A 16,557-nucleotide genomic window follows, 5' to 3' on the forward strand; every position below is an offset into this window, starting at 1 on the left:
GCAACCTTAGGTTGCCTCTTCTCTTTATTTATCGGTAAGTTATACCAAGCTTAGCTCAACCAGCCTTTGAACAGCAGCATAATGTAATCAATCAGACGGCTGAACATGCTGCCTTCGTTGATGTTATCCAACGCCAGCAGTGGGTATTCGGCAATATCTTCGTCGCCGACACGGTAGTAGAGCTTACCAACGACATCGCCTTGCTGGATCGGGGCTTTTAGCTCTTTTTCCAGTACGAAGCTTGCCGTGAGATCCTTGGTTTGACCGCGTGGCAGGGTCACGAAAGTATCCTCGCTGACACCCAGTGATACTTCAGCTTTGTCACCCATCCATACTTTTTCAGTCACGAATGTTTCGTTCGCTTTATGCGGAGACACGGTTTCGAAGAAGCGGAAGCCGTAGTTCAGTAGCTTTTTGCTTTCTGCCTTACGGGCATTAGGGTTGCTGGTGCCCATAACAACGGCAACCAGGCGCATTTGGCCTTCGGTCGCGGTACTGACCATACTGTAACCGGCATTGTTGGTGTGGCCGGTTTTCAGGCCATCAACGTTAAGGCTTTTGTCCCACAGTAAGCTGTTACGGTTGTACTGGGTGATGCCGTTATAAGTGAAAGATTTCTCTTTGTAGATAGCAAACTCATCGGGAACATCGCGGATAAGTCCCTGAGCCAGCAACGCCATATCATATGGCGTGGTGTAGAGATCTGGGTTATCCAGACCGTGAACATTGGCAAAATGGGTAGAATCCATGCCTAGAGTCTTGGCCCAGGCATTCATCAGGTCGACGAAAGAGTCTTCTGAGCCCGCTACATGTTCAGCCATTGCCACACAGGCATCGTTACCCGATTGGACAATGATGCCACGGTTAAGGTCAGCAACTTTGACTTCACTGCCGACTTCGATGAACATTTTAGAAGACCCCGGGAAGTTCTTGGCCCAGGCATTCTTGCTGATCACCACGGTGTCATCCATGGTGATATTGCCACGGTTAACTTCCTGACCGATAACATAACTGGTCATCATTTTGGTCAAGCTGGCTGGTGGGATTTGATCGTATTCTTTATTGCCTGCCAGGATCTTACCGGAATGATAGTCCATAAGGACATAGCCCTTGGCAGCAATCTGAGGGGCTTCAGGTACTACAGCTGGGGCAGCCGCTGCTGATGCTGAAGCCAGCAAGGTTGCTGAAATAGCAACAGAGCGAAAAAGTGCAGCAGATTTTTTCATGTTGGTTGTAACTTAATTTGTCTAATGTAAATAACTTCACACACTATATCAGATTGTCAATATGAGACCAGTGCTGGACTCGGATATGTTGTGCGGCAAGGCGAATCTTGGCAAATTTTGACATGATACCAAGCTGAACAATCGCCGGGACGACGAAACCGCTTGGTATAACTAGAGTCAAAAAAGCGAAAGTCAAAAAAATACCAGAGCAGTGGTTCGCTCTGGTATTTTATTATGACTGTGAGTTAGGATTTTGGTTCCAACTCGCGTTTGGATGTGATGATAAAGGCTTGTGGGTATCGTCCTGTTTTGGCTTTATCACGCAGGCTTATCGCTTCATCACGGTCGATGTAAGGCCCGAGACGTAAGCGATAGATTTCTCCAGAGTCCGCCTTTTTCAAATCAACCGAAGTGTCGAAGTCCTGCTCCAGCTGCTTGGCGATTTGCTCGGCCTTGCCAGCATCTGTGACGGCTGCTAGCTGGACAAAATACAAGTTGGGATTGGCACTTTGCCATTCGTTCGGGTTGTCGGGCTTGGCCACTCGGATCAACTCGACTTTGACCGGTGCGGTGCCATGCTTGATCACATCCAGCCGTGCCGCTGCAGCCATACTGAGGTCGATAATTCTCCCGTCGTGGAAAGGGCCGCGGTCATTGACCCTTACAATAGCGCTTTTGCCGTTGTTGGTATTGGTCACCTTGACATAGCTTGGTAGCGGCAGTGTTTTATGCGCTGCCGTCATCGAGTACATGTCGTAGATCTCACCGTTGGAGGTCTTGTGGCCATGGAATTTCTGGCCGTACCATGAGGCGTTGCCTTGTTCGACGAATGGCTGCTCACCCTGCACAATTTGGTAGTGCTTGCCGCGTAGGGTGTAGTCCTTGTTACCGGCTAGGCTTAGGGGCTCATAGCGCGGTTGGGCATCTTCAATATGATCCAGGGTCGGTGACGATTCCGGCGCGACATCGTCGGCTAGATCGTAGCGCTCGGTGCTTGGCGTCGAGCTACATCCCGCAAGGATAAGAACAAGGAATAAGGGTGATATGCGCATTTAGGTCGCCTTGGACAACATTTTTCTGTGGGTATGGATAGACATCAGGATCCCGAAACCAGCCATCAGGGTGACCATGGAGGTTCCCCCGTAGCTGACCAGCGGTAGGGGAACCCCTACAACCGGCAGCAATCCGCTGACCATCCCGATGTTTACGAAGATATAGACAAAAAAGCTCAATACGATACTACCGGCCATCATCCGGCCGAATGCAGTCTGGGCCCGGCTGGCTAGCAGCAGACCTCGGCCGATAATAAACAGGTAGATAGCCAGCAGGCAAAGGACGCCTATCAGTCCCCACTCCTCAGCAATCACCGCGAAGATGAAGTCGGTGTGTCGTTCTGGCAGAAATTCAAGTTGGGACTGGGTGCCTTGCAGCCATCCCTTACCGGAAAGGCCGCCGGAGCCGATAGCAATTTTCGACTGGATGATATGGTAACCGGCGCCAAGCGGATCAGACTCAGGGTTGAACAGGGTCAATACCCGGGTGCGCTGGTAATCCCGCATCAGGAATAGCCACAGCACCGGGATGAAAGCCCCAACCAGAACACCGGCCGCCCCGATGATTTTCCAGCTCATCCCGGAGAGGAACAGGACAAAGACCCCAGATGCTGCGATCAGGATCGAGGTGCCTAAGTCGGGCTGCTTGGCAATCAAAATGGTTGGAACAAAAATCATCACCAAGGCAATGGTAATGTTCTTCAAGCTTGGTGGTAGCGGGTTGTTGCCGATAAAGCGTGCCACCATCAGTGGCACCGCGAGTTTGATGAGCTCCGAAGGCTGAAAGCGGACAAAACCCAGGTTGAGCCAACGCTGGGCACCTTTGGATGACTCACCAAAGAACAATACGCCAAGCAGCAGAACTAAGCCGATGCCGAATAAATAGGGGGCCCAGGCTTCATAGTGACGAGGAGAGATCTGGGCCAGGATGAACATGATCCCCAATGACAACACCATACGCATTGCTTGGCGTTCCATCATGGCGACTTCCTGCCCGCTGGCACTGTACATAACCATCAGGGCAAAGCCCATTAGGGCGAGGATCCCCATCAACAGCGGGAAGTCCAGATGTAAGCGGTCACTCAAGCTACGTTTGTTGCCTGTGGCGGCCATGATACTCATTGGGATACCTCGGCTATTTTCTTGTCGACTATTTCTACCAGTGGATCGGGGGTTTCTGGCTTGAGCAGCATGTGATCAAAAATCCGGCGAGCGACTGGACCACCATTGGAAGAACCGCCACCAGCGTTTTCCAATACCATAGACACAACGACCTCTGGGCTTTCAAACGGTGCAAATGCCGTAAACAACGCGTGGTCACGCAAGTGCTCTTCCAGCTCTTCGGCGTTGTACTCCTGATCTTCGGCTAGGCCAAAGACCTGAGCCGAACCTGATTTACCACCGGCTTTGTATTCAGAGCCGTAAAATGCCCGACGAGCCGTACCGCGCACCCCATGAAGTACCCGGAACATACCTTCTTTGGCCACTTGCCAATTTTCCGGTTCGACATTATCAATGGGTGGGAAGTCATCGTACACCGCAGGCTTTTCGACATCATCATCAATGATGTCCTTGAGCAGGTGCGGGGCTTGAACTCGACCGTTATTGACCAGCACCGTGGTGGCTTTGGCAATCTGCAACGGTGTCGCGGTCCAGTATCCCTGGCCGATCCCGACCGGAATAGTATCCCCCTGATACCAAGGCTGGCGGAAACGGGCCTGCTTCCATTCACGGGTTGGCATGTTGGCTTTGCTCTCTTCATGGATGTCGATACCGGTGTATTCACCGAAACCGAAGCGGCTCATCCAGACAGACAGACGGTCAATGCCCATGTCATAGGCCACTTGGTAGAAGAAGGTATCGACTGATTCCTCTATCGCCTTGTAGATATTGACCTTGCCGTGGCCCCAGCGCAACCAGTCGCGGAATGGGCGGCTGTTGGAGTTAGGGATCCGCCAGTAGCCCGGATCGTTCCGGGTAGTACGGGTGGTGATCACCCCTTCGCTCAGGGCAGCAACCGCGATCATTGGCTTAATAGTCGAAGCTGGTGGATAGATCCCAAGGGTTACCCGGTTGACCAGCGGACGATTCTTATCGTTCAGCAGTGCGCGGTACTGGGGACCGGAAATGCCATGGACAAACAGGTTAGGATCGTAGCTAGGGCTTGAAACCATCGCCAGCACTGACGAGTCACGTGGATCCATGACAATAACTGAGCCTCGCTTGTACTTGATCTGCTCTTCACCGGTATCTGGATCGAGTTTGCGCTCAGTCAGTAGTTCTTTGACATAGAGTTGGAGCTCGATGTCGATATTGAGTTTGATGTCGTTGCCTGGGATTGGTGGGACATACTTTAGGGTACGGATGATCCGCCCACGGCTGTTGACCTCGACTTCTTGATAGCCAGAGGTACCGTGCAGCATATCTTCGTAATAACGCTCTACACCCAGCTTGCCGATATCTCGGGTGGCTTTGTAGTTGTTTATTTTCTCATCGCGCTCAAGACGTTGGAGATCACGGTCGTTGATTTTCGCCACGTAGCCCAATACATGGGTCAGGGCTTCACCGTAAGGGTAATGCCGTTTCAGGTAGGCTTTGACTTCGACACCAGGGAAACGGTGCTGGTTGACCGAAAACAGTGCGACTTGCTCTTCGGTGAGCTGGTTGAGGATCGGAACCGACTTGAAACGTCGTGTGCGACGGCGCTCGCGCTCGAAGCGTTCGATCTGCTCGTCAGTGACGCCCATCATGGTTTTGAGGCGATCGAAGGTATCTTGCCTGTCAGGTACTTTTTCCGAGGTGATCTCGAGCGAGTAAACCGGGCGGTTCTCGGCGAGGAGAATGCCGTTACGGTCATAGATCAGGCCGCGGTTAGGGGCGACAGGTACAATTTTGATCCGGTTATCGTTCGAGCGCGTCTGATAGTCTTCGTGCTCTTGGATCTGGATGTGATAAAGGTTAGTGAGCAGAATACCGACCAGCACGACGATGCCGATAAATGAGACAAGAGCCCGGCGAAAGAATAACGCCGACTCAGCCCGGTGGTCGCGGATCTGCGTTCGCTTTTGTCTCATTGCCCATTATTCCCTATGGTACGGGTGGTTCGCGGTGATGCTCCACGCACGGTATAGGCTTTCGGCCATGACAATACGCACCAACGGATGGGGTAGTGTCAGGGGGGACAGTGACCAGCTTTGATCGGCCGCTGCCTTGCAAGCCGGTGCCAAGCCTTCCGGACCGCCGATCAGGATAGACACATCTCGGCCATCCAGTTTCCAGCTTTCCATTTGATCGGCCAATTGCTCGGTATCCCAGCGCTTGCCCGGGATATCCAAGGTGATAATTCGGTTGCCTTTTGGCACTGCGGCCAGCATCGCCTCGCCTTCTTTTTGCAGAATGCGAGCGATATCGGCATTTTTACCGCGCTTGCCAGCCGTGATTTCAACCAGTTCGAGCGGCATGTCTTTCGGGAAGCGGCGGCTATACTCTTTGTAGCCTTCCTCGACCCATTTCGGCATCTTGGTGCCGACAGCAATAAGTTGAAGCTTCATTGTCGGTTAGCCCCAAAGCTTCTCCAGTTGATAAAGGTTGCGTGCATCTTCTTGCATGATGTGCAGCATAACACTCCCCATATCAACGATTACCCACTCACCGTCTTCTTCGCCGCTGATCCCAAATGGCGGGTAATCAATTAGCTTCGATTCCTTGTTAACGTGATCGGCAATCGAGGCGACATGGCGGTTTGAGGTACCGGTGCAAAGCACCATGAAATCAGTGATGCTGGATTTACCGCGAACATCCAGGGTAATGATGTCCTGTGCTTTGATGTCGTCTACTTTATCAACAATAAAATCGTGTAGTTCTTGAACCTGCAAAAGGGGATCCTCTTTTGTTTGTTGGGTGTCATTACTGTAGACCCAGAGAGTGTACCGGGTCCCAATGTAGCGGCGCAGTATACCATGCTCAAGCTTGTCCATGACAAGTTGGCAGTAACTTTACATCGCCTGCGTCTAACTTGTGCCGGATGGCTAAAACTTGTCCGGTAAAGCGGTCGTTACGCCACACATCTCGGCACACAGGGCCGATAGGGCGTCCCATGGCTGATCGTCAAAGTCGGTTTTTACCCGCAGCTCCAGTTCAGCTAACTGTCGGAGCAGCCGGATGATAGTGGGGAGCGGTAAGCGGTGCAGTGCGCCGATGTAGACTTCCCGCCGACTTTGCCAGATCCGGAAGTTCTCGAAGATGTTGTTGAGCGAGGTGCCCTTGCTGCCCATTTCCTGCATTTTATACAGCTGGGTCAGCTCACGTTGCAAGGTACGTAGCAAGATCACCGCCTCGACACCTTCGCCCTGCAATTGGCGCAATACCCGTTGGCTGCGCTTGGCCTGACCTGCCAGTACGGCGTCAAGCAGCTGGAACGGGGTGTAGTGGTTATGGCGGCTCAGTGCTTGCTCAAGGCGGACGATGGTCAGATCACCGTCGGGGTAGAGCAGCACCAGCTTTTGCAGGCTCTGGGCCAAGGCGAGCAGGTTACCCTCATGCCATTGGGCCAATAGCTGTACCGATTCATGATCCGGTTTCAGCCCGAGCTGCTGGCAGCGTCCCTGAATAAACCTCGGCAGATGGCGGGCATCGGGGGTATTGCAGGGAATATACAGTCCCTGTGCGTCCAGAGCCTTGAACCACTTGGTACTTTCCTGTTTTTTGTTGAGGCGTGGCCCCTGGAGCAGGAGCAATATGTCCTCATGCAGGGCGTCAATGACTTCCTGGAATGACTTGACCTGCTGGGCATTGAGGCCGTTCTCAGGTAGCTCGAGCTCAATGATCTGGCGGGCAGAAAACAGGCTCATGGCCTGACAGCAATCGAGAACCGTATTCCAGTCCAGTTGCGCGTCGACCGTAAAGCTGTGGCGCTCGTCAAAGCCTGCTTGCTGGGCTGCCTGCTTGATGTGGCCGCTGGCTTCGAGCTTGAGCAGCGGTTCATTACCGCATAACAGATAGGCTTGGCGCAGCCCTTTACTTAACTGCTGCACCAGTTGTTCCGGGAAAATCCTCATTGCGCCGTTTCAACCTGCTCAATCTGCACATCTTGCATTGTCGCCTGGTTGGCATTGTCGCTGGCAGGATCGCTTTTGGCTTTTATGTCCAAGCCGAGTTCGGTTGTAACTTGCTCATCATTGCGGTCGGCATTCGCGCTTTGCTCCAGCAGGGCTTGCAGCTCTGCTTCTTCCATCTGGTTGAAGACGGCTGTCAGGCGGGCTAGCTGGCGCATGATCTGCTTGGCGGCCTGTTCGCGCATTTCTTGCTCGATCATGTTGCGTTCGACAGATTTTGCCAGTGCCGTTAGCGGGTTATCAAGGAAGGTACGGTTGACGCGGGTGGTAAAGGTCTGGCTGCCTTTTTGCGGCACGACAATACTATAGCGGACGGTGTAAGTCAGTTCGTACTCGGCGGCACGGGCATTTTGGTACAGCGACAGGGTACGCTCACCGGTCGATTCGCCGATTAAATGCAGGTTCGGCACTTTGCTTGACGGCGCGACGGACTCGATACCGTGCAGTTGGAATTGTGACTTTACCTGACGGTGCAGTTGACCGTATTGGTCAAAACTGGTCAGGGAAAGTTTGGCAATGTCGTCGGGCAACATGTAGTTACCACGGAGGTGAAAACCGCAAGATGCAGTTGTCAACGCCATGAGGACAACAAAGAAGGTTCGGATAATGCTTTTTGGAGAAATGAAAGCTCTCACCGAGTCTGCTCCATGAAAAAAAGTGAAAACTGATCGGCTGACGCGGATGGTTCTAGTTGGGGTGTGTGAGCCGGATTAAACTGTGGCTCCAAACTGGAGCCACAGGTTAGGCACTAGGAAATTGCTTTAGTTCGATGCGAAATTAGTTTGCAACGATGTTCAGCAGTTTGCCTGGTACATAAATCACTTTACGAATGGTTTTTTCGTTTGTGAATTTGGTCACGCCTTCATCGGCCATCGCCAAGGCTTCGACTTGCTCTTTGGTCGAGTCTGCCGCCACCGTTAGTTTAGCGCGAAGTTTACCGTTCACCTGTACGATGATCAGTTTTTCGTCTTCAACCATGGCTTTGTCGTCGGCAACTGGCCACTGTGCGTCATCGATGTTGCTCTCGCCCAGTGTTTCCCACATTTCGAAACAGATATGCGGTGTCATTGGGTACAGCATACGAACGATAGCTTTCAGGGCTTCGTCAAGTAGGGCACGGTCTTGTGCTGATTCTTGAGAGGCTTTAGCCAGTTTGTTCATCAGTTCCATGATAGCCGCAATCGCGGTGTTGAACGTTTGGCGGCGGCCAATATCGTCACCCACTTTAGCGATCGTTTTGTGCACATCACGGCGCAGGGCTTTCTGATCAGAAGATAATGCCGCAACATCGACAGCGTCTGCTGCACCATTGCTTGCATGTTCGTTAACCAGTTTCCACACGCGTTTCAAGAAGCGGTTGGCACCTTCAACACCAGACTCTTGCCACTCAAGGGTCATGTCTGCAGGTGATGCAAACATCATGAATAGACGAACGGTATCGGCACCGTATTTGTCTACCATCTCTTGCGGGTCGATACCGTTGTTCTTCGACTTAGACATTTTGATCATGCCTGAGTGAGTTACATCGCGGCCTTTGTCATCCGTTGCTTTTTCGATGCGACCTTTGCTGTCACGCTCGATTTCAACGTCAGTTGGTGCGATCCACTCTTTGGTGCCCTTGTCGTTGGTGTGGTAGAAAGCATCGGCCAGTACCATACCTTGACACAGCAGCTGCTTGAACGGCTCGTCAGAAGTCACGTAACCTGCGTCACGTAGCAATTTGTGGAAGAAGCGCGAGTACAATAGGTGCATACAAGCGTGCTCGATACCACCAATGTACTGGTCGACGGGTAGCCAGTAGTTCGCTTTTTCTGGGTCTAGAATGTCGTCAGCCTGAGGTGAACAGTAACGTGCGTAGTACCAAGACGATTCCATGAACGTATCGAAGGTATCTGTTTCACGTAGAGCTGGCTCGCCGTTAAAGGTGGTTTTTGCCCACTCTTTATCCGCTTTGATTGGGCTGGTGACGCCGTCCATTACCACGTCTTCCGGCAGGATGACAGGTAGTTGATCAGCTGGAACCGGGTGAACTTCACCGTCTTCGGTGGTTACCATTGGGATTGGTGCACCCCAGTAACGCTGACGAGAGACACCCCAGTCACGCAGACGGAAGTTTACGGTCTTCTTGCCTTTACCTTCCGCTTCAAGTTTCGCTGCAATGGCATCGAACGCGGCTTGGAAGCCAAGGCCATCGAATTCGCCCGAATCAAACAGAACGCCTTTCTCTGTGTAAGCCGCTTCAGAGACATCTAGCTCGCTGCCGTCTTCAGGCTTGATCACTGGAATGATGTCTAACTTGTACTTGGTGGCGAATTCGTAGTCACGCTGATCGTGAGCTGGAACCGCCATTACCGCACCTGTGCCGTAATCCATCAGGACAAAGTTAGCAACAAATACCGGTACTTCACGGCCGTTCAGTGGGTGGATAGCCGTTAGGCCGGTATCCATCCCTTTCTTTTCCATGGTCGCCAGTTCAGCTTCAGCAACCTTGGTGTTACGGCACTCTTCAACGAATGCCGCTAGCTCAGGGTTATTCTGAGCGGCTTTCTCTGCAAGAGGGTGACCGGCAGCAATACCCACGTAAGAAACACCCATTAGTGTATCAGGACGTGTTGTGTAAACTTCTAGAGGGGCATCTTCACCGTTAACCGCGAAAGATAGCTCAACACCTTCAGAGCGGCCGATCCAGTTACGCTGCATGGTTTTCACCATTTCAGGCCAACCTTCAAGGTTGTCTAGATCGTCAAGCAGCTCTTGAGCGTATTCAGTGATCTTAATGAACCACTGAGGAATTTTCTTTTGTTCTACCGGCGTATCACAACGCCAGCAGCAACCGTCTTCAACCTGCTCGTTAGCCAGTACAGTTTGGTCATTCGGACACCAGTTTACTGAAGAGGTCTTCTTGTAAACCAAACCCTTCTCGTAAAGTTTAGTGAAGAACTCCTGCTCCCAGCGGTAGTACTCCGGCGTACAAGTCGCGAATTCACGGTCCCAGTCATAGCCAAAGCCCAGCAGCTTCAGCTGGTTCTTCATGTATTCGATGTTCTCGTATGTCCAAGGCGCTGGCGCAGTCTTGTTTTTAACCGCAGCATTTTCAGCCGGTAGACCGAATGCATCCCAACCGATTGGCTGCATCACGTTCTTGCCTTGTAGGCGCTGGTAACGAGAGATCACATCACCGATGGTGTAGTTACGCACGTGACCCATGTGAAGTCGACCACTTGGGTACGGGAACATGGAGAGACAGTAGAATTTTTCTTTATTAGGGTCTTCACTTACAACAAAGGTCTTTTTGTTGTCCCAATGTTCTTGAACTTTCTGTTCAATGTCCTGTGGACGATATTGTTCTTGCATCGATGACATCCGGGATTTTGTGAGTTGAGTACAAACACATTCAATATAATCGACATAGAATAACTAAAGGTAAAGGTGTCAACAATAGCTGAAACCACTTCGGGGGCGAATTGTTGGCCTATAATGGTGCCAATGACGCAGAAGGCAGACGGATGCCGGTGAATTAGCGGATAGGAGGTGACCTATGGCAACAAAGAAAACGGATTATGAGGGGCTACTTGAGCAAGTCACGGAAACCCTCAAGCACAGTCCTGATGAGCTAAAACACTGGGCAGAAGTGACGGAAAAGTACCGTCAAGCGGCCAGTGACATGACCAAAGACGAACTGGCATTGATTTCTGCATACCTTAAACGGGATGTGCAGGAGTTCGGCCAGAATGCTGACGAGAGCCCGGCACCGTTCAGCGACAGCCCATTTTACCGGGTAGTAAAAGAGACGATTTGGGAGGGACTAGCCGAAGTGACGGACAAAACCCAGATTGAGTGGCACGAGGTAATGGATGATCTCAAGCACCAGGGCGTCTATGAAGCCGGTGAGATTGTTGGCCTTGGCCATCTGGTGTGTGAAAAGTGTGGCCACGACGAGGTTATCACCCACGTCAAAGAGATCTCGCCTTGCCTCAAATGCGGTCATAACCGCTTTACCCGCAAGCCGCTGTCGCCGTAGGCTGCACCGACTAAACCAAGCAAACAAAAACGGGCTGAAAGGGCCCGTTTTTTATTGTCGCCGGTGACTCTGATAGGCTCAGACTAGTAGTCTGTCTGGTATTACTCTAGAGGCTCTACTGTCTCTACCACTACCGTGGTTGGTGCAGGCTCTGGGAGCTGGGTGGGTACGGCCGCTGACGGGTAAGAGGCACGCTGGATTGGGTCGACACTGAATTTTTGGCCAGCGATGGCTGCTTCCACCATCATCCCACCTTTGGCGGCAGTGAATACCGCCACACCGTTGGTATAGTCAGCGTCGACAAATTTATCACCGGCGCTGGCACGGAAGCCTGATGTCCCCGCATTGGCTTGGGCGCCCTCGGTCAAGGCCACCGCAGAGGCCGATGCATCTAGCTCGAAATTGCCGGCCATGAAGCGCTCATAGGCCCGCTTGTCCTGGAAGAAAATAATTTCGCTGTAGGATTGGCCGCCGAACTGCAAACCAAAAGAAACTTGGTATAACTTGGCTTGGCCAGTAATGTCGCCATCTTTGAATACTGTGCCGCTGCCATAGGCACCACCGAGCCAGAAACCGCCTTTACCGATAGAAGGAAAAACCGCATAGCCATAAGCGGTGTGGAAAAAGGGCTGGGTTTGCGAAGCGGCCTGGAACTGGGTGAGGGCCGCTTGGGTTTCAAGGCTTTCTTTTGCTATCGAGCTTGTTGCCACGCAGAGCATAGCGACGCTGCATAGCGTGGCAAAGAGTTTGTTGATTGATTTCATTGGCATTCCCAAAATAGACATTGTGTTGTTATTCCAAGTTTTTGATAGGTACAGTCAGTACACCGCGCTGTGGCACACTCCGATACAGATCGCTTGGTTATCTGTCCAACATATTAACAAGGTGAATGAAAAGGCGAAGGGGTTACCTTCGCCTTTTGGGGAAATTGTCAGCGTTGATTCAGCGTTATGCTGGCTAGCCGGCTAGCCGGCTAGTCGTGGTAATTCACTTGCGGCTGCTCGTCACGGAACCGACCGCCCTGACGGCGGATCAGGATCCACGACAGGGCGACAGACCACAGGATGTAGATGTACAGCGGCCAGCTTCCGAGAGTGGTGTACGGCGTCAAACCGATAGTGGGTACCACTTCAGCCCTGAGGACTCCTGTTTCGAACTGTGGGATTTGCTCAATGATCTTCCCCTTGTGGTCGACAATACCGGTCAGGCCACTGTTGGTTGCCCGTAGCAGGGGCTTGCCGAGTTCGAGTGAGCGCATCTGGGCTATTTCCATATGCTGGAATGGGCCTATGGATTTACCAAACCAGGTATCGTTGGACAGGGTCAGCAAGAATTCGGTATCGATATTGACGTTGCGACGCACCTGTTCGCTGAATGCGACTTCGTAGCACAATGCCGGTGCCAGCGAGTAGCCATTGGCCTCGAGATTCGGCTGGATGTAATCCCCCCGGCTGAACGAAGACATCGGCAGGTTGAAGAACGGCGCGATTGGGCGCAGGATATCACCAAACGGCACGAATTCACCAAACGGTAGCAGGTGGTGCTTGCTATAGCGCTCTGCCTGTTCGTACTGGTATGGGCCGACTGAATTGACCCCGAGAGTCAGGATGTTGTTGTAAAACTCCCCTTGCTCGTTTTGATCCAGTACGCCGGTGATCACCGTGCTGTTGTTATTGCGCGCTGCCGCATCGAGGTTCTGCAGGAAGGTGGTGACCTGGGTTTCCAACGCCGGGATCGCCGCTTCCGGCCAGATGATCAGATCGGCACCCCAGTTTTCCCGGGTCAGATCGGTGAACTTCATCAGGGTCGGCCAGCGCTGGCTTGGCAGCCATTTGATTTCCTGCGGTACGTTACCCTGGATCATCGCGACATCAAGGGTATTGTCGATGTCCGGTTTGACCCACTGTTTCTGGCCTGCAAACAGGCCAATTGCCAAAATGCATACCGGTACCAGTAGCGGGCGCCAGTTGCGGTAGTAAGTGGCTGCGACAAGGGCACCGCAACTGAGCAGCAGTGCCAAGGTGATCCCTTCGACTCCCAAGATAGGGGCAAACCCGGCATATGGGCTATCAATTTGGCCGTAGCCCAACCACAGCCATGGGAAGCCGGTCATCAGCCAGCCGCGGATCCAGTCGAGCAACAGCCAGATCACCGGGCCGCTCAGCATCAGCTGATGGAACGGACGACCACGATTGAATTTGTTGAACAGGGCACCGAATACGGCGGGGTAGAGGGCCAGGTAGCCAATCAGCAATGCCATCAGCGCCCAACCGGCCAACCAAGGCATACCGCCGAAATTGGCGATACTGACATGTACCCAGCTGATCCCTGTGCCAAATAGGCCCAAGCCCCAGAGCAAGCCAATCAGCGCGGAGCGCTTGACGGATTGGTTCTGCAGCAGGTACAGGAAAACAAAGAGGGAAAGTGGAGCAAGGTACCAGTGATGGTAGGGAGCAAAGGATAAGGTGGCCAAGGCACCTGCTGGGACAGCCAGCAATGGCTGTCCCAACTTCTTAAGGGTATTTTTCGTCATTCGTTATGATGTTGTCGTCGGTTGAGGTGCTTCGTGAGGCACGGTCACTTGCAACTGAATAACCCGGCGGTTGTCGGCTGACGTTACCTTGAATGAGTAGCCCGTCAATTCAACGATTTCGCCTCGTGCTGGCAGGTGACCAAAGCTGGTCATTACCAGGCCGCCGACGGTGTCGACTTCCTCATCGCTAAATTGGGTATGGAACATTTCATTGAACTCTTCAATGGTTGTCAGCGCCTTCACCGCATATGTGTGTTTGCTTAACTGACGAATATCCTGCTCTTCCTCGTCGTCGAATTCATCCTCGATTTCGCCAACGATTTGTTCAAGGATATCTTCAATGGTGATAACACCGGATACCCCACCAAACTCATCGACCACAATCGCCATGTGGTAACGTTCTTCACGGAACTCCTTGAGCAGGCGGTCAACACGCTTGCTTTCCGGCACAACGACCGCAGGTCGCAGTACTTTTTCCATGTCGAACGGTTCGCTGTTTGGTTGTAGGTAACGCAAAAGATCTTTGGCCAGAAGGATCCCTTCGACGTGGTCTTTATCGTCACTGATCACCGGGTAGCGTGAGTGCTGGGCATCAACAATTAAATTAATTAGATCCTCTACCTTCTGAGAACGCTCGATTGTAACCATCTGAGAGCGCGGGATCATGATGTCACGGACACGCATCTCGGAAATTTCCATGACCCCTTCGAGCATGTCGCGGGTGTCGTGGTCGATCAAATCGTTTTCTTCTGAATCACGGAAGACTTCGACAAGCTCTTCGCGGTTCTGTGGCTCGCCTTGAAATAGCTGGCCAATTCGTTCAAAGAAGGACTTTCTACTCGGACCTTCAGAATTTTGTGAGTTATCTTCGTTCATTGTTTGTAAGAATTACTTCTCTCAGTTAAGTGGCTGTGCCACGGGTGTATACGGCACCTCTATGTGCCGTATCAGTTTGACAACAATATCATGAAAAGTTTACTGCTTTTCTTCGGCATACGGATCGGCATAGCCCATCTGCTGCATGATGTCCGTTTCCAAGCCTTCCATCTCTTCTGCTTCGTCGTCCTGTATATGGTCATAACCTAGCAGATGAAGACTGCCGTGTACAACCATGTGCGCCCAATGGGCATTTAGAGGTTTATCCTGCTCCATGGCTTCTTTTTCGACGACCTGTCGGCAAATAATCAAATCGCCCAACAGTTCCAGCTCCACACCCGGTGGTGCCTCGAATGGAAAAGAGAGGACATTGGTGGGTTTGTCCTTGCCACGGTAGCCATGGTTCAGGCTATGGCTCTCTTCCTCATCCACCAATCGGATAGTGACTTCGGCATCGGCTTGAAAAGGAGTGACAGTGGCATCTAGCCACTGCTGGAATTGGGCTTCGCCAGGCATACCGTCTGTGTTTTCAGTGGCTACCTGGAGATCAAGATAAATCGCCATTAGTTTGTTTTTTCCGTTTCTACTGCTGGTGCGGCAACCGATGCGGCAGCTGCCGCTTGCATGACGGCTTGCTCTTCACGTCGGCGTTGTTCGGCAAGCTTGCGCTGCTTCTGATCGGCGCTTTCCCATACTTCGTAAGCCTGTACAATTCGCGCAACCACTGGGTGGCGGACGACATCGTCGGCCTGGAAGAAGTTGAAGCTGATCTCATCGACATCGGACAGGACTTCAATCGCATGGCGCAGGCCTGAACGGGCACCGCGAGGCAAGTCGATCTGGGTTACGTCACCGGTGATCACCGCTCGGGAGTTGAAGCCGATACGGGTCAGGAACATCTTCATTTGCTCGACGGTGGTGTTCTGGCTTTCATCAAGAATGATGAAGGCATCATTGAGGGTACGGCCACGCATGTAGGCGAGCGGCGCAACTTCAATCACGTTACGTTCAATCAACTTCTCAACACGCTCGAAACCCAGCATTTCAAACAGGGCGTCATAGAGCGGGCGTAGGTATGGGTCGACTTTCTGGCTCAGATCACCCGGTAGGAAACCCAGTTTCTCACCGGCTTCAACCGCTGGGCGGGTCAGTAGAATACGGCGGATTTCCTGACGCTCTAGCGCATCAACCGCCGCGGCGACGGCCAGGTATGTCTTACCGGTACCTGCCGGGCCAATACCGAAGGTAATGTCATGGCGGACCATGTTGGCAATGTATTGGGCCTGGTTAGGCGTACGTGGTTTGATCACCCCTTTTTTGGTTTTGATCACCACTTCCTTGCCATAAGGAATGCTTGATTCGGTCGACTGCTCTAGGACACCGGATTCTTTGATCGCCAAGTGAACCTGATCAGGTTCGATGTCAGGAATGGTGTTGCGTACCGGGGCGGTATCGACATACAGGGTTTTGATGATATCGGCGGTCGCTTCGGCTGTGTGGGGTTGGCCGACCACGCTGAAGCTGCTGCTGCGGTGGTTTATTTCTACACCCAAACGGCGTTCAAGTTGTTTGATGTTATCGTCGAAAGGGCCACAAAGGCTGGAAAGGCGCTGGTTATTGGCGGGTTCCAGATTGAATTCAATAGTAATAACTTTGCTCAAGATTTGCCTCTCAATAGGGCCACCCGTGTGGGTGGCCTAGGGTTCAGGGCGCGTCCGACTTGTGTTCAGACGGG

The 16,557-nt window shown here is 52.3% G+C and carries 15 protein-coding genes; 1 reads left to right on the forward strand and 14 read right to left on the reverse strand.

Annotation, left to right across the window (positions count from 1 at the left end):
• Positions 1-50 precede the first annotated feature (50 nt).
• The 9 genes from C9I99_RS18540 to leuS form a co-directional block, all read right to left on the reverse strand.
• The gene (locus C9I99_RS18540) at positions 51-1,226 is read right to left on the reverse strand and encodes a serine hydrolase (RefSeq protein ID WP_107350350.1); all 1,176 of its coding nucleotides are present in this window, start codon (positions 1,224-1,226) and stop codon (positions 51-53) included.
• A 245-nt stretch (positions 1,227-1,471) separates the two neighbouring features.
• Positions 1,472-2,278: a septal ring lytic transglycosylase RlpA family protein gene (locus tag C9I99_RS18545; RefSeq protein WP_107350351.1), complete on the reverse strand. Its 807-nt coding sequence runs from the start codon at positions 2,276-2,278 to the stop codon at positions 1,472-1,474.
• Positions 2,279-3,400: a peptidoglycan glycosyltransferase MrdB gene (gene mrdB, locus C9I99_RS18550; protein WP_107350352.1), complete on the reverse strand. Its 1,122-nt coding sequence runs from the start codon at positions 3,398-3,400 to the stop codon at positions 2,279-2,281. It lies immediately after the preceding gene.
• Complete coding sequence (gene mrdA / locus C9I99_RS18555; protein WP_107350353.1) at positions 3,397-5,352, reverse strand: penicillin-binding protein 2; 1,956 nt, start codon at positions 5,350-5,352, stop codon at positions 3,397-3,399. The genes mrdB and mrdA overlap by 4 nt, the downstream gene beginning before the upstream one ends.
• Before the next feature lie 6 nt (positions 5,353-5,358).
• The gene (gene rlmH, locus C9I99_RS18560; protein ID WP_107350354.1) at positions 5,359-5,829 is read right to left on the reverse strand and encodes a 23S rRNA (pseudouridine(1915)-N(3))-methyltransferase RlmH; all 471 of its coding nucleotides are present in this window, start codon (positions 5,827-5,829) and stop codon (positions 5,359-5,361) included.
• A 6-nt stretch (positions 5,830-5,835) separates the two neighbouring features.
• Positions 5,836-6,153, reverse strand: coding sequence for a ribosome silencing factor (gene rsfS / locus C9I99_RS18565; RefSeq protein WP_107350486.1), 318 nt, complete (start codon positions 6,151-6,153; stop codon positions 5,836-5,838).
• A gap of 153 nt (positions 6,154-6,306) precedes the next feature.
• A complete protein-coding gene (gene holA, locus C9I99_RS18570) occupies positions 6,307-7,335 on the reverse strand; it encodes a DNA polymerase III subunit delta (protein WP_107350355.1) in 1,029 nt (342 codons plus the stop codon).
• Positions 7,332-7,973, reverse strand: a complete 642-nt coding sequence (locus tag C9I99_RS18575; protein ID WP_208113467.1) for an LPS-assembly lipoprotein LptE — start codon at positions 7,971-7,973, stop codon at positions 7,332-7,334. Before C9I99_RS18575 ends, holA begins: the two co-directional genes overlap by 4 nt.
• A 196-nt stretch (positions 7,974-8,169) precedes the next feature.
• Positions 8,170-10,746: a leucine--tRNA ligase gene (gene leuS, locus C9I99_RS18580; protein ID WP_107350357.1), complete on the reverse strand. Its 2,577-nt coding sequence runs from the start codon at positions 10,744-10,746 to the stop codon at positions 8,170-8,172.
• Positions 10,747-10,930: 184 nt separating this feature from the next.
• Here leuS and C9I99_RS18585 point away from each other — a divergent pair, with 184 nt between their 5' ends.
• Positions 10,931-11,413, forward strand: coding sequence for a zinc ribbon-containing protein (locus tag C9I99_RS18585; RefSeq protein ID WP_107350358.1), 483 nt, complete (start codon positions 10,931-10,933; stop codon positions 11,411-11,413).
• A 101-nt stretch (positions 11,414-11,514) separates the two neighbouring features.
• On the opposite strand, the gene C9I99_RS18590 is transcribed toward C9I99_RS18585, so the two are convergent.
• The 5 genes from C9I99_RS18590 to C9I99_RS18615 form a co-directional block, all read right to left on the reverse strand.
• Entirely contained in the window at positions 11,515-12,177 is a 663-nt protein-coding gene (locus tag C9I99_RS18590; protein ID WP_107350359.1) for a lipid-binding SYLF domain-containing protein, read from the reverse strand.
• 209 nt (positions 12,178-12,386) lie between these two features.
• A complete protein-coding gene (gene lnt, locus C9I99_RS18600; RefSeq protein ID WP_107350361.1) occupies positions 12,387-13,946 on the reverse strand; it encodes an apolipoprotein N-acyltransferase in 1,560 nt (519 codons plus the stop codon).
• Between the two features lie 3 nt (positions 13,947-13,949).
• Positions 13,950-14,822, reverse strand: coding sequence for a CNNM family magnesium/cobalt transport protein CorC (corC, locus tag C9I99_RS18605; RefSeq protein ID WP_107350362.1), 873 nt, complete (start codon positions 14,820-14,822; stop codon positions 13,950-13,952).
• Positions 14,823-14,921: 99 nt separating this feature from the next.
• Positions 14,922-15,386: an rRNA maturation RNase YbeY gene (gene ybeY / locus C9I99_RS18610; protein ID WP_107350363.1), complete on the reverse strand. Its 465-nt coding sequence runs from the start codon at positions 15,384-15,386 to the stop codon at positions 14,922-14,924.
• Positions 15,386-16,483: a PhoH family protein gene (locus tag C9I99_RS18615; RefSeq protein WP_166645521.1), complete on the reverse strand. Its 1,098-nt coding sequence runs from the start codon at positions 16,481-16,483 to the stop codon at positions 15,386-15,388. The genes ybeY and C9I99_RS18615 overlap by 1 nt, the downstream gene beginning before the upstream one ends.
• Between the last annotated feature and the right edge of the window lie 74 nt (positions 16,484-16,557).

It is taken from the genome of Photobacterium lutimaris (genome assembly GCF_003025555.1).
Classification (GTDB): domain Bacteria; phylum Pseudomonadota; class Gammaproteobacteria; order Enterobacterales; family Vibrionaceae; genus Photobacterium; species Photobacterium lutimaris.